This window comes from Litorisediminicola beolgyonensis (assembly GCF_042679605.1).
GTDB lineage: Bacteria > Pseudomonadota > Alphaproteobacteria > Rhodobacterales > Rhodobacteraceae > Litorisediminicola > Litorisediminicola beolgyonensis.
In genome coordinates this window covers 15,263-28,203 of record NZ_JBHTMU010000017.1, presented here as the reverse complement: position 1 = coordinate 28,203, position 12,941 = coordinate 15,263, and the positions used below count along the sequence as shown (strand labels likewise).

Sequence of the window (12,941 nt, the reverse complement as noted above, 5' to 3'; positions counted from 1 at the left end):
CCGCGGCCGTGATGGGGGTGGATGTGGACATGGGTCATGCCGCCCTCCGTTCGGGCCGGGCGGCCGTGTCGATCAGCTGGCGGATGGCGCGCTTGTTGAAGCCGAAGGTCATCAGCGCCGAGGCGCGGTAGCGCGTCAGGCCGAAGTCGTGGCGGCACTCGGGCGGCAGGTACTGCAGCTGCTTTTCGGTCGGCGGCTGGCGCAACCAGGAGCGGGTCTTGAAGGCGCTTTCGTCGGTCTCATGGCTGTTCAGCCAGTCGTCGGCCTGCGCGAGGCAGACGGCGCGCTCACCGACACCCAACAGGTGGGGGCGCTCGCCCTTCGCCCCGCCGATGGCGTACCAGACCCCATCCAGCCAGAAGATGCCGCCCCAGGCGGCGAAGCCCGTGGCCATCAACGCGTCGTCCGTGCCGTAGAGGTCGACCCACGCGAAGCTGGACCGCTTCAGCAGGTCGATCTCGGTCATCATGAAGCCCGAGAGCGGCGCGGCGTCCCCGCCTTCGCCCGCATCCAGATCCTCACGCGGGAACGCCTCGCCGCAGAGCGGGCATTCGGTGGCGGCCAGCGGGATGTCGGCGCCGCAGCCGGGGCAAGTTTTCGTCGGGGCTTCACCAACCTCGGTCTGGCCGTCGAGATCGACATCCTGCTCCAGCGTGCCGTGGATCAGGCTCGAGGTGCCGAAATCCAGCACAACGCAGTCGGTCGTCACGACGCCAGGATGTTCCTCGGGATCGACGGTGCGCAGACCGCGCCCGACCATCTGGATCATGGTGGACTTGTAGGAACTCGGTCGCAGCAGCACGACGCAGGAGGTAGGCGGATGGTCCCAGCCCTCGGTCAGCACCGCCACGTTGACCACGACGCGGATGTCGCCCGCCGCGTAGTCGGCGAGGATCGCCTTGCGGGTCTCGGCCGCCAGGTCGCCATGGATCAGCGCGGCGGAAACGCCCGCCGCCCTGAAGGCGTCGGTGACGTGTTCGGCGTGCGCGACGGTGGAGCAGAACACCACGGTCTGCCGATCGCCCGCCTTCTCCTTCCAGTGGCGGATCACCTCGTCGGTGACGGGCGCACGGTCCATGATGCCCGCCACCTCCGCCATGTCGAAATCCGACATGGTCTTGCGGACGGACCGCAACTCGTCCTGGACACCGACATCGATGACGAAGGTGCGTGGCGGCACGAGATGGCCGGATGCGATCAGCTCGCCCAGCCGGACCTGGTCGGCAACATTGTCGAAGACCTCGCGCAGGCCCTTCCTGTCGCCCCGGTTCGGCGTCGCCGTGACCCCGAAGATGCGGGCGTCGGGATTGGCCTCGCGCACCCGGTCGATGATGCGGCGATAGCTGTCGGCGACCGCATGGTGCGCCTCGTCCACGACCAGCAGGTCGAGGCGCGGCATGTCGGCGAGGTTCGACGCCCGCGCCAGCGTCGGCACCATGGCGAAGGCGACCTGGCCGCCCCAGGATTTCTTCGTGGCGTCGATGACCGATGTGGCGACGCCCGGAACCACGCGCTGGAACTTGGCGCGGTTCTGCGCCGTCAGCTCGTCGCGATGCGCCAGCACGCAGGCCTTGGCCCCGTCGCCGATCATCTCGCCGGTGACCGCCGAGAGCATGATGGTCTTGCCCGCGCCGGTGGGCGCCACGCCCAGCGTGTTGCCGCGGGAGGCGAGCGCAGCCACGCTGCGCTCGACGAAGGTCTTCTGGCGGGGGCGCAGGCGCATGGCCGGTCTCCCCTTACTGCGCCCAGCTCGGCCGACCGGCGTTGCCGGGGGCGGACGCGGGCTGGCTGGGCTGGGTGGCCGTGGCGGGCTGCTGCGGGGCGTGGCCCTGCGCCGGGGCGGCGGTGAACTGCGGTGCGACCGTGCCCATCAGCGCGGCGTAGTCGCGGTGATCAGGCGTGACGGCAGCGCGGATCTCGTTCTTGTCCTCGCCGTTGGTGTCGGTGCCGATGTCGATGCGGGCGACGAATTCAACGCCGTCGAGATCGCTGAACCCGTTGATGCGGCGGCGCGCCTGCGCCTCGGGCGAGTTGTCCTTGTCGGACACACCGCGTGCCGAGTTGAGGATGCCGCGGATCAGGCCGCGCCCCATGTTCGCCCAGTCGGGGCCCTTGGGGCTGTAGAGGCCGATCAGCGACCAGATCTTGCGCCGGGCATAGGGCCCCTCGAGCACCGTGTATTCGGCGTCGAGATAGACGGCGCCGGTGGCGGCGCGGCGCGCCCAGCCGCCGGTCCAGCCTTGTGAGGGGTCGTCGAAGCCGCCCGGGCGCAGGGTGAGCCGCACCTTGGCGAGCGTGCCTTTCGGGATGACGTTGGTGTTCGATTGCGCGGAGTTGAAGTCGTTCCAGGGTCCGGACATTGCGCGGCTCCTTTCAGTTGGAGGTTGGGACGCGCAGCGGCGTCAGTGGGGAAAAGCCACCCCGGCGACCGGATCGGGACACCAGGCATGGCGAGAGGCGCTCAGCCATGGCTGGGCTCCTGCGCGGGGACGGGATCGGCCGGGGTCACCGGCGGCCAGGTCAGGCGTTCGGAGGCAGGCGCCGCGGGGCGCTGGATCTTCTTCATCAGCCGGCCGAGATGCGGTGGCTCGACCCTGTCGAGGCGACCGGAGCGGTCCTTGGCGGGATAGCCCCAGGGGTTCAGCGTCTGGCAGACGAAGGCGCGCTGCGCCTGGCCGTTGGCATCGGCGATGTCGGCCATGGTTATGACCTGATCGACGATCCCGGGCAGCTCGAGCCCGGTCTTCGAGCCGTCGATCTGCGGCTGGAAGACCTTGCGGTTGAAATCGTCGAGCCGCTCGTCGAGGATCCCGACGAACCAGACGTGCTTGCCGCGCGTGTGCTGCAGATGGGTCAGCCAGCCTATCATCTCGCGGCCATGCAGCCCGTAGGCGCCGCGGATGTCGGGCTTGCCTGTCTTCTCGGAGAACGCCTCGGGCTGGCCGCGGCACCACTGGAAGCAGAGCCGCCCGGCCACGGTAATCGAGTCGATGAAGACGGTCTCGTATTTCCCGATCACCGTGGGATCGCCGTAGCGGCCGCAGACCTCGTCGAAATGCGCCTGGCTGTAGGGTTGGTCCTCGCGCAGCGCCGGGTTCGGCCCGCCGATGAACACCGCGAAATCGCGGCATTCCTTCCAGGTGCGGGGCCGGAGCGTGTCGATCTCCAGCCCCTCGACCGCCAGATCGCCAGCCTCGAGATCGAGGAAGAGCGTGGTCGAGGCATTCAGCGTCCAGAGCAGGCTGGTCTTGCCGATGCCGGACCGGCCGAAGATGACGCCCTTGATCCCCTTGCGCTGGGCGAGCCGTTCGTCGGCGCCGATGATGGGAAGGGCCATCACTGGCCCTCCTTCTTGATCACGGCCGTGGCAGCGCGGTCGGCGCCGATGCACCCCGCCTCGCGGGCGATCTTGTAGAGCCGCTTCAGCGCATCGGCCCGGCGGTAGGCGGCCGTGCTCTCGCGCTCCGCCTCCACGATCGCGAAGGCGATCTCGTCGACGGTCGCCTCGACGACCGGCAGCGGCTCGCGCGGCTCGTCACCGGCGCGCTGCGGGAGGGCGATGGTTTCGGGGAGGTCTTCGAGCGCGTAGCTCGCCTTGCGAAGACGGGTGATGTCGTCCGGCTGGTCCGGCATGGCTTTTCTCCTTGAGATGATGTGATCGAGCAGGCCCATCAGGCGGCCTCGCGGACGTCGGGCGCGGGCTCGGCGACGTAGATCGCCAGCAGCGGCGTCCCGTCGGCGTGCGTGCCGGCGTCCTCGATCTGATAGTTGCGGTTGGGCTCGCAGACCTCGGTCAGCTCCCAGCGGCGATAGAGCCCCGGAAGACGCCTGAAATCCTCGAGCGACAGATCGGCGGTGCGGTTCATGCGTGTCTGCTTTCGGTTGGAGGGAAGGCGCTCGGGGCGCTCGAATGGGAAAAGCCACCGGCGGGACCGGATCGGGACATCCGTTCAGGGGATTTCCTCGAGGGCGTCGTGCAGACGGCGCATGGCGCGCTGGTACCGCTTGCGGGCGGCGGCCTCGGTCAGCCCCAGTTCGACGGCCACCTCGGCTTGTGAGAAACCCTCGATCGCCACGCGGATCACCAGCAGCGCGTCATCGCCGAGAAGCTTCCGCACGGCGCCATTCAGCCGTGCGTACCCGTCCGCGCCGATGCCGCTGTCGCCGCTGTCCGCCACCTCGTCGGGGTCGGCGCCGCTGGCGAGATGGTCGCGCGCCTGGTCGCGTTGGCGCATGCGGATCATGTCGCGCTCGACGTTGCGCAGGACCGTGGCCGCGATCCAGTTGACGCGGCCGAGGTCGAGGCCGCGCACCGCCTCGGTGGTGCGCGCCAGAACGTCGGACGCGACCTCGTCGGCGGTGCCGATCCTGCGCCAAATCGACCGGCGTCGGATCGCATCGAGGCCGGGCCAGAGCGCCAGCAACAGCAGCGTCAGGGCGCAGTCGGACGCGGGCCCGTCGCCCTGCGCCGCCCCGACCAGCGAGGAGAGGATCACGTTCTTGCGGGCCGGATCGCCGGTCGTGCGATGCAGCCCGTCCAGCAGGGCCGCCGGATCCCGGAACGGCGCGAGCGGGGCCTGCGCACGCCGGACGGCGTCGAAACTGCGCTGGAAGTGAAGGTTCGTGGATGAATGCATGAGGTGATCACGGATCTCGTGCCACGCGAAGGACATCGGGCGCCTGCCTTGCGGCCAGGCGTCCGGCGCCTTCTCGTGGCCAGGTCAGGACGTCGCGCGTCTCTGGGATTTCAGGGGGTCGGGTGAAGGCGCGCGTCAGCGCGCGGGTGCGGTCGCGTTATTCAGCGTGCCGCAGCCGCGGCAGGTGGCCTGAACCGGAAAGCCCACGAGATACTCGTGCCCCCGCGCGAAACGCAGGTGCATGCGGCCGTCCCGGCAGACGCCGAGCAGCTTGTCACAGCGCGTGCAGCGCCATTCCGAGTTGTGGGTGGTGGGCTTGGTCTTCGCGGGGCCGGACCAGCTCGTCGGGGCTGCCTGGCGCGGGGGGAAGGGAGTCGGCATGGAAGTGCTCCTTTATGTGGAGCCTTTCCAGTAATCAGCGGTTTGTTAGACCGTCTCCCATCGCAAGTTAGACGGTCGTTAGACGACCTCGTCCTCGGAGCCTTCGGCGACGTCTTGCGTCGGCTGCGCGGTTAGAAGCAGCCGCCAATACCCCTTCTTCGCACCCTTGGCGATGTAGACATCCACGATGTCCTTCCACATTTTACTGCGGAACGCCTGTTGTGGACTCCGGGCCGAGAAACCCTCCATCAGATCCCCGACGTAAACGTCCGCGGTGCCGGCTGCATGGGCAGCGACAAGGCGCTCGAACACCGTAAGCTGATCGTTTCCGGCAAGGTACAGCGGTTCGCGACCAGGGATGTAGAGCGTACCCGATTGTGTCCCGCTGCGGACGACGCGCGGCGACCCGCCGCCGCGCGCGAGCGAGTGACTATCTCGATATGCGATTTCTATGCCGTCGCGCGCGAACAGCATTTCGTTGTCCGCCGCTGCGAGATGGGACAGGAGCGGCATGACGACGTTCGGTCCGAGGTGTGACGGCATGTCCTCGCTGGCGGCGAAGACGATCCCCACCCCAGGGGTGTTCCGCGCGCGCAGCAACAGATCCAGCCTCTGTGCGGTTTTCGGGTCATTGAGGCGCCGAGCGAAATAGACGGGAACCTCCGCGCCATTTATCTGCGTCGCGCCGACGAGGGTCAGGTCTGGATCGAGGATCTGGGCTGCCCGCTTGCTCAGCAGCGGCTTCATCAGGCGCATGAGCGTCTCGTGAAGCCACTGAGCGTTGACCGCGAACATCTCGACATCCGACGCGGGGCGCTTGCCGACATCTTCGCCGAAAGGACCGACCGCCTGGACCATGCCTTCGGTCGCCGACGGTTTGAGGGCGCCTTCCCCGTCGACTTCGTCGTACTCGATGAGAACCACATCCTGACGGTCGCGGCGCTCGAGCAGGCCACCTTCGATCAGACGCTTCTGGTCAAGCCCGAGTTCCAGCAAATAACTTCCGCTGACCTCGTCCTCGATCCGGTCGTGGAGTTGAACAAGCTGGGGAAATATCGCGCGAAGGTCATCATGCGCGATTTGCCTGAACGCGCTCAGGATTCCCCATTCCTTGAGCAGCGCGAAGCCGAGGCTGCGTTCCTCCGGATCGGGCTTGCTCTGCAGGTTGCAGCTCTTCGTGCCCGCAATCGTGATATTGAGCGTTCGCTGCTTCTCATCGCCGATCAGGTTGTAGGCCACCGCGATGGTGATCCGGCTGAACGCTTCGGCGCGCCGAAAGATGTTCCGCGCCCCGAGATATCGGTCGGCAACCTCCTGGATGTCATCGTCGACCGTCACCTTGAGCTGAAGCTTGCGGCGCCAGGTTCCCAGCCGGATCTCTGCTTCGATGACGCGCGCGAACTCGAACGCGTACCCTTCGATCTCAGGGGGCTGCAGGAGAAGCGAAGAGCGGAAGCGCGAAAGATTATAGCGCTTCCAGGTCAGAGGTTTCTGGGAGATGTCGTGACCTAGCGCAACTTCGGCGAAGGAGTCGCTGACCGTCTGGCGCACCACGGGGCTGTCCGCGCAGACCTCGATCTGCCGCATCGAGGGCGTGTAGATCAGCGTCGCCTCGTTCGGCGGTCGGTAGTAGATGGTTCCCCACCTTCCGTCTTGCCGGTGATCGTAGACGCTCGAAAGCGGGCCACCGTGCCGGACGATCAGCATGATGGACGCAGGGTGCGTATCGGTGGCAGGCAGATCGAGCGCCTTGACCGTGCAGGATATCTCGGGCTTCAGCTCGAGCATGCCCTTGATCTTGGACGCCAGCGCCTTTTCGTCGATGGCCGCCGCGTCGAGGGCTACCTGGTTCTCCAGTTCGACCTCGAAGGCGTCGTAGAGCTTGCCGTGGTCGCGGAACTGTCGGGCGAAGTGAAAGCTCTCCGCATCCTCGAAGGTTTCGCGTTCATGGAGATATGCCCAGATGCTTCTGCAGAGCTCATCTGGCTGCCGGTGAAACTCCTGCGACCGTGTCTCATCGAGTTGTTGCTCGACAATGGTGGTGAGCGAGGTGACGCCCTTTTTCTCGGCGAGGGCCCGGATCCTTCGTGATCGCTGCTCCGCAGGTCGCAGGTCATCGCGGTCGAAATCCGACAGCGTCTCGACAAGTGCTTGCCGAAACGCCTCGACCGCTTCTTCGTCGGCGAGGTCGGGAACGTCCTCGGGCAGCTTGAATTCCGGCTCATTGTCGCCCTCGCGCACGGCAAGGGCAGCTCGGGCGAGGTCGACGCGCGCATCCTCGATCAGCGCCAGAACATGCGGACCGATCGGGGATGCTTTGCGCGCCATGAACTCACCTCAATGAACTACTGCTCTCGATTGATTCAACCTGCGATAATCATGGACAAATCCGTGATCGGCAAGCCCTGATGTTCTCTCCCTGTTCGCATTTCCACATCCCGTTCCGCTGAGATGTCCCACCTCGGACGGCTGGGTGGCTTTTGATCGGTAGCACACCATCAAACACGGCCACCGAGACATGAACCGCCCCAATCCGCTACCTCCCGACCAGATGACCGCCGCCGAACTGTGCGGCCTGCTGGCGCTCGGGCTGGTTCGGCTGCTCGGGCAGGATGGGCGCGAAGTATCTGACAATACTGGAGAACGTTGCCTACACTATCACGACGACCAATGCCGTCATGCAACTCCAACTCACCGGAGAAACGCATGACGAAGCCCGATCCCATCTCCGCGCGCCTGGCCGCGCTGAAGTCCATGTCCGTCACCCAGCTGAAGTCGGAGTGGCAGACGATCTTTGCCTCGGCAGCGCCGAACAACAGCCGGGCGTTCCTTGAGAGCCGGTTGGCCTACCGCATCCAGGAACTGACGTATGGCGGTCCTGATCGCGAAACCCGGCGCATGCTGGACCTGCTGGCCGACGAGGTCAGCGGCACCCTGACACGCAAGAGCCAGATCGCCGATCCTCGCAACCCCGTGGTCGGCACGAGGCTGATCCGCGAATGGAACGGGGTCGAGCACACGATTACGGTCTTGCGCGACGGGTTCGAGTGGCAGGGGCGCCCGTACAAATCCTTGTCCGCGATCGCGCGAGCGATCACCGGGACGCGCTGGAATGGCTACCGCTTCTTCGGTTTGCGCGAACGAAAGCGGGGGAATGATTGATGGATCAACGCGCAAATCCCATCCGCCGCCAACGCTGCGCCATCTACACGCGCAAATCCTCCGAGGAAGGGCTGGAACAGGAATTCAACAGCCTGCACGCCCAGCGAGAGGCCTGCGAGGCCTATATCGCCAGCCAACGCTCCGAGGGCTGGGTGCTGGTCCGCGACCAGTATGACGACGGCGGCATCTCGGGCGGGACGCTGGAGCGGCCCGGCCTCAAGCAGCTTCTGGCCGACATCGAGGACGGCCTGATCGATGTGGTGGTCGTCTACAAGATCGACCGCCTGTCGCGGTCGCTGATGGACTTCTCGAAGCTGGTCGAGGTCTTCGATCGCAACGGTGTGACCTTCGTGTCGGTCACGCAGTCCTTCAACACCACCACGTCCATGGGGCGGCTGACGCTGAACATCCTGCTCAGCTTCGCCCAGTTCGAGCGCGAGGTCACGGCCGAGCGCATCCGCGACAAGGTTCGCGCCTCCCGCATGAAGGGCATGTGGATGGGCGGATATGTCCCGCTCGGGTACGATGTGAAGGACCGCAAGCTCGTGGTGAATGAAGACGAGGCTGCCACTGTGCGGGGCATCTTCGAGAGGTTCGTCGAGGTCGGATCAGCGACCGTGCTGGCCCGTGAACTGCGCCGCAAAGGGCTCCGCAACAAGCAGGGCACGTTGGTCGACAAGGGATATCTCTACAGAGTGCTGATGAACCGCGTCTATCGCGGCGACGCCGTCCACAAGGGCAAGGCCTATCCCGGCGAGCATCAGGCCATCATCGACGAGCAGCTGTGGAATAAGGTCCATGCCATCTTGCGGCAGAACCCGCGAAAGCGCGCCAACAACACCCGCGCGCAAGCGCCTGCGCTGCTCAAGGGTCTGATCTTCACGGCCACGGGCGCCGCCATGACCCCGAGCAGCACGAAGAAGGGCGCGCGGCGATACCGGTACTACGTCTCGATGGACGTCATCAAGAATCGCGAACCCAGCGATGAGGGCATCCCGCGCCGCCTTCCTGCCGACCTCGTGGAAGCGGCCGTGGTGACCGAGTTGCGGCGGGTGATGCGCGCGCCCTCGATCACGGCGCAGGTCATCGCCCATTTGACGCGCGAGGGTCACGCCTTCGCCGAGGCCGACGTGATCTCCGCGCTGCAGACGTTCGAGGACGTCTGGGGCCAGCTGTTCCCGGCGGAGCAGACCCGGATCGTGCAGTTGCTGGTGCGCCGGGTCACCGTGACGTCCGAGGGGCTGGTCATCGATGTCCGGACCGACGGCGTCTCGGGCGTCATGCGGGACATGATGGCGCCACGAAAGAAGGTGGCGGCGGAATGATGAAACCCGACGAGTCCATCCAGATCTTCGTGCCGCTCAAGGTTCGCAAGCAGAACGGTCGGCCAAAGATCATGCCGCCCGCCACCTATCTGCCGAGCGAAGACCGGACACAGGATCCGCATATTCTGCGCGCCATTGGTCGGGCGTGGGGCTGGCGGCGACGCATGGAAGCTGGCGAATTCAACACGGTCATCGATCTGGCGAAAGCCGTGGGGCTGGCCGAACGCCATGTCAGCCGACAGCTCCGGCTCGCCTACCTCGCGCCGGGGGTCCTCAAGCGCTTGGTCTACAAGCGCGAGGTGCCCGCCGTGACCCTGCTGAAACTGACCGATGTCGCGGCTTTGCCGTGGCACGAACAGCCGAAGCGGGTGTTCGACTGAGCCTCAGTGAAAGCTCGCCTGAAACGTCGTCGCGGTCAGCGAGACATGCGCGTCCAGCGGCGGGTGCAGTTCGAACCCCTTCGGCTCGCGTGAGAAATTCCGCAGCCGGAACAGGCGCCATTCCGACCGGCGCTCCTCGGCCACCGCCAGCTCGTTGTGGGTGATGTGAAAGGGCGTGCGCTCCCATCCGTTCGTCGTCTTGACCTCGATTAGCCGGGGCAGACCGTCCGGGGCGAAACTCGCGATGTCGTAGCCCACGCCATCGCCATCCTCCTCCGACACCCAGCGCACCTTGCGGGCCAGATCGTCCCGTCCTGCCGTCCGCAATGCCGCGCGCTCATGCGCCAGCACGCGCTCTTCGCCAGCGCGGCCAAGGGCGCGGTTGCGCTCGTCCCGGCCCGCCACGTCGAACTTGCGGGCGATGTGCAGCATCTGCTCAAGCTCCTGCGGAGTCGGCTGGTTCGACAACGTGGGCGGCGGCCCGATCCAGATCGGCCGTGCCTCCCGGAGGCCTGTCGGCGCTCCTGCACCCGAATGGCGGCCGAGCCACGCCGGGTTCAGCGCCAGCCATCGCGCCACCGCGTCGACCAGCGTCATCTGGAAGTTGAACGCGGGCTTGTAGCCGGGGATCCAGTCCTCGCCGAGCCCCTTCAGCACCGCGCTGATGTTCTGGTGCTTGAACTCGACGGACCCCTCGGACCGGTCGTTCAGGAGCGGGAGGAGTGCGCGGCGATGCTCGGCCTTGCTGTAGCGGCGCGCCGAGATGTCGTCGGCCAGCATCGCGAAGTAATCCGCGACGATCAGGTCGTTCTCTTCATCCGTCCAGGGCCCGTTCGACATTGCGCCAGGCTATGGGCACGAAGTCTGTTTGTCATCAGAGACTTCCGGCAGGGTCCTGGCTCGCTTCGAGCGCTGCCGCCTGACTTCGGGATCGGCCGCCACGGAGCCGCCCTTCTGGCCGCCCTGCGCTTTCGTGTCAGCCTCCGTCACCGGATTATCTCGCGAACGGGGCGAACCCATGAACGCGGCAACCCACTGGAAATGCGAGGATGTTTCACGCCGTCCCGCCGCCATCAAGGGGCGCTCGAAGAGAGACACGGGCCATTCGGAGACCCATTCTTCGGCAAGCGCCCAGTCTCCGGAGGGCGGATGGGCCTGCCAACGCCCTTTGAAACAAAAAGAAAAAAGGCCCCGATCGGGGCCACTGGTCGGATTCAGTACCTGAATGTGGCGGAGACGAAGGGATTCGAACCCTCGAGACGGTTTCCCGCCTACTCCCTTAGCAGGGGAGCGCCTTCGACCACTCGGCCACGTCTCCGCCGACCCGTTTAGAGGCGCATTACCCGAGAAACAAGGTGAAAATCGCGCGGTCTCCACCGCTCATGTCAAATGCCTAATATTAGATATGTTCACGAATTTCGCCGCAAAGCCCCCAGCGTTTGGCAACGATTTGTCAACGGCGACAGCCACGGCCCCACGGGTTCTTATGCCATGGGAAAACATATGTTCTGACAACCTCGTAAGGAAGCCGGAATAAACAAGAGAGGATTTCGTAGCCTCAGAAGACCGGCGCTCGACCACCCCATCCTGGGGCAGTTTCCGTGGTGACTCGCAGGAAACCAGTTCCTTGCGATGGAACACTCATCACCTGCATCCCGCCGAAATTCGCCTGCCGCCGCCGACCTATCTGCGGCCGATTACGTCCGACTGCTGCACCCGCCAGGAAGCATCGGAAAGGTCTCATTCACCATCATCCGAAGCCGGGACGAAGCGATCACGCGCACGTATTCGGTCGAGACCGCGCCGATGATCGTGGAGTCGCTTCTTGACGAAAGCACCTATCTGACACTCAATCGATTCAACGGCCCTCGGGATGGCTGCCGCCTGGCGCAGCTCAACGCTCTCTATCTGGATCTCGATGTACACCGCCTTCCGGGCAGCAACCAGCCCCATGAGCACTGGGTCGAGAAGCTGCATATGGAGCTTGATGCCAAGAGCATACCTCGTCCGTCAGTTGTGATCTTCACCGGCCGAGGGCTCGCAGCAATCTGGCTGATCGATCCACTTCCCAAAAAGGCGCGGGCCAGATGGAGCGCGTGCCTTAGCTGCCTAATCGGCCTGTTCAAGCACCTGGGTGCGGACAGCGCGTGCAGCGATGCGCCGAGAGTGTTTCGAGTCCCCGGCACCACAAACCTAAAGGCAGGCGCAGAGGTGCGGACGATCGACGGGACGCTTCTCCGATACCCTTTCGACGCTCTTGCAGACCGGATATTCGAGGCCGCCGGCCGTCCGACGCGTCGCCAGCTCTCGAACCAGAAAGCTGCGCAGGCTGGAAAACCCCGATCCGGTGAGCCTCATGGCCTCGCCCCCCGCAAGCGCTTCGCAATGATCTCAAGCGATCTCGACAAGATCGTGAGTCACTGGGGAGGACATGTTCCCGAAGGCAAGCGCAACACTTTCCTTCACCTGGTCGCAACTTGCCTGACTCACACAGCGCCGGAGGCAGAGATTGAAAATGAAGTCTTCAGAACCGCCGCCATCGCTACGCCAGGCCTTTCCGAGCGCGAAGTGGTCGGGATCATCAGGAGCGCCGAGAGACAGGCGCAGAAGGCCTGTTCATCGACGCCTGCGCTCGATGGAAGGCTGCACTACACCGGCGCGCGGATCGCGGAGTTGCTGGAGATCTCCGATGATGTCGCTCGGACCCTGGGACTCGAGCAGGTTTTCTCAAAGGAGGAGCGCGCCCGCCGCAAGGCATCGCGCGAAAAAGAGCGACGCATGGCTTCGGGGGCAACATCCCGGGAAGAATGGCTCTCGCAGAATTCGGCATCGCGAGAGCAACCCTGGAAGGCAGGCGGCATGTCGCGCACGAAATGGTATGAACTGGGCCTGCACAAGGCGCTCCGGCCGACGTGAACGTGGCCTGGACAGGTCCGTGCCCGCTCCAAGGGCGTAAGCCCCGCCGCAGGCCAAGGCCTGGAGCCCGTCTCCGGGCCACATGGCCCCTGTTCCAGCAAAAACCCAACCGCTCCCGACCGTCCGAACAACCCGCGAAA

The 12,941-nt window shown here is 65.4% G+C and carries 13 protein-coding genes and 1 tRNA gene; 4 read left to right on the top strand and 10 right to left on the bottom strand.

Translation table 11 applies throughout. The features are described from left to right. Nucleotides 1–34: 34 nt before the first annotated feature. The 8 genes from ACFQ4E_RS11090 to ACFQ4E_RS11055 form a co-directional block, all read right to left on the bottom strand. Nucleotides 35–1,723, bottom strand: coding sequence for a DEAD/DEAH box helicase (locus ACFQ4E_RS11090; protein ID WP_386803508.1), 1,689 nt, complete (start codon nucleotides 1,721–1,723; stop codon nucleotides 35–37). Between the two features lie 13 nt (nucleotides 1,724–1,736). After that, on the bottom strand, nucleotides 1,737–2,360 hold the full coding sequence (locus ACFQ4E_RS11085) for a hypothetical protein (protein ID WP_386803507.1): 624 nt from the start codon (nucleotides 2,358–2,360) through the stop codon (nucleotides 1,737–1,739). Nucleotides 2,361–2,461: 101 nt separating this feature from the next. Beyond that, nucleotides 2,462–3,337, bottom strand: a complete 876-nt coding sequence (locus ACFQ4E_RS11080; RefSeq protein ID WP_386803506.1) for an ATP-binding protein — start codon at nucleotides 3,335–3,337, stop codon at nucleotides 2,462–2,464. Continuing rightward, a complete protein-coding gene (locus ACFQ4E_RS11075; protein WP_386803505.1) occupies nucleotides 3,337–3,672 on the bottom strand; it encodes a hypothetical protein in 336 nt (111 codons plus the stop codon). Before ACFQ4E_RS11075 ends, ACFQ4E_RS11080 begins: the two co-directional genes overlap by 1 nt. Further along, on the bottom strand, nucleotides 3,672–3,866 hold the full coding sequence (locus ACFQ4E_RS11070) for a hypothetical protein (protein WP_090734972.1): 195 nt from the start codon (nucleotides 3,864–3,866) through the stop codon (nucleotides 3,672–3,674). The genes ACFQ4E_RS11075 and ACFQ4E_RS11070 overlap by 1 nt, the downstream gene beginning before the upstream one ends. 84 nt (nucleotides 3,867–3,950) lie before the next feature. Then, complete coding sequence (locus ACFQ4E_RS11065) at nucleotides 3,951–4,673, bottom strand: RNA polymerase sigma factor (protein ID WP_386803503.1); 723 nt, start codon at nucleotides 4,671–4,673, stop codon at nucleotides 3,951–3,953. A 99-nt stretch (nucleotides 4,674–4,772) separates the two neighbouring features. Continuing rightward, nucleotides 4,773–5,018 carry a hypothetical protein gene (locus ACFQ4E_RS11060; RefSeq protein WP_386803501.1) on the bottom strand — a complete coding sequence of 82 codons (246 nt, stop codon included), beginning with the start codon at nucleotides 5,016–5,018 and terminating at the stop codon, nucleotides 4,773–4,775. Between the two features lie 78 nt (nucleotides 5,019–5,096). Continuing rightward, nucleotides 5,097–7,346: a hypothetical protein gene (locus ACFQ4E_RS11055; protein ID WP_386803499.1), complete on the bottom strand. Its 2,250-nt coding sequence runs from the start codon at nucleotides 7,344–7,346 to the stop codon at nucleotides 5,097–5,099. Nucleotides 7,347–7,724: 378 nt separating this feature from the next. Between ACFQ4E_RS11055 and ACFQ4E_RS11050 the strand changes: the two genes are divergently transcribed. Genes ACFQ4E_RS11050 through ACFQ4E_RS11040 form a run of 3 tightly spaced genes read left to right on the top strand, consistent with a single transcriptional unit; the run spans nucleotide 7,725 to nucleotide 9,885 of the window. Continuing rightward, a complete protein-coding gene (locus tag ACFQ4E_RS11050) occupies nucleotides 7,725–8,180 on the top strand; it encodes a DUF2924 domain-containing protein (protein ID WP_386803498.1) in 456 nt (151 codons plus the stop codon). Beyond that, the gene (locus tag ACFQ4E_RS11045; RefSeq protein WP_386803496.1) at nucleotides 8,180–9,505 is read left to right on the top strand and encodes a recombinase family protein; all 1,326 of its coding nucleotides are present in this window, start codon (nucleotides 8,180–8,182) and stop codon (nucleotides 9,503–9,505) included. Before ACFQ4E_RS11050 ends, ACFQ4E_RS11045 begins: the two co-directional genes overlap by 1 nt. Beyond that, entirely contained in the window at nucleotides 9,502–9,885 is a 384-nt protein-coding gene (locus ACFQ4E_RS11040; protein ID WP_386803495.1) for a hypothetical protein, read from the top strand. The genes ACFQ4E_RS11045 and ACFQ4E_RS11040 overlap by 4 nt, the downstream gene beginning before the upstream one ends. A gap of 3 nt (nucleotides 9,886–9,888) precedes the next feature. Here the strand turns inward: ACFQ4E_RS11040 and ACFQ4E_RS11035 are convergent, their stop codons facing one another. Next, a complete protein-coding gene (locus ACFQ4E_RS11035) occupies nucleotides 9,889–10,725 on the bottom strand; it encodes a DUF3883 domain-containing protein (RefSeq protein ID WP_386803493.1) in 837 nt (278 codons plus the stop codon). 388 nt (nucleotides 10,726–11,113) lie between these two features. Beyond that, nucleotides 11,114–11,203: transfer RNA gene (locus tag ACFQ4E_RS11030), tRNA-Ser, on the bottom strand. A 314-nt stretch (nucleotides 11,204–11,517) separates the two neighbouring features. Here ACFQ4E_RS11030 and ACFQ4E_RS11025 point away from each other — a divergent pair. Beyond that, entirely contained in the window at nucleotides 11,518–12,801 is a 1,284-nt protein-coding gene (locus ACFQ4E_RS11025; RefSeq protein ID WP_386803491.1) for a hypothetical protein, read from the top strand. Nucleotides 12,802–12,941: the final 140 nt, after the last annotated feature.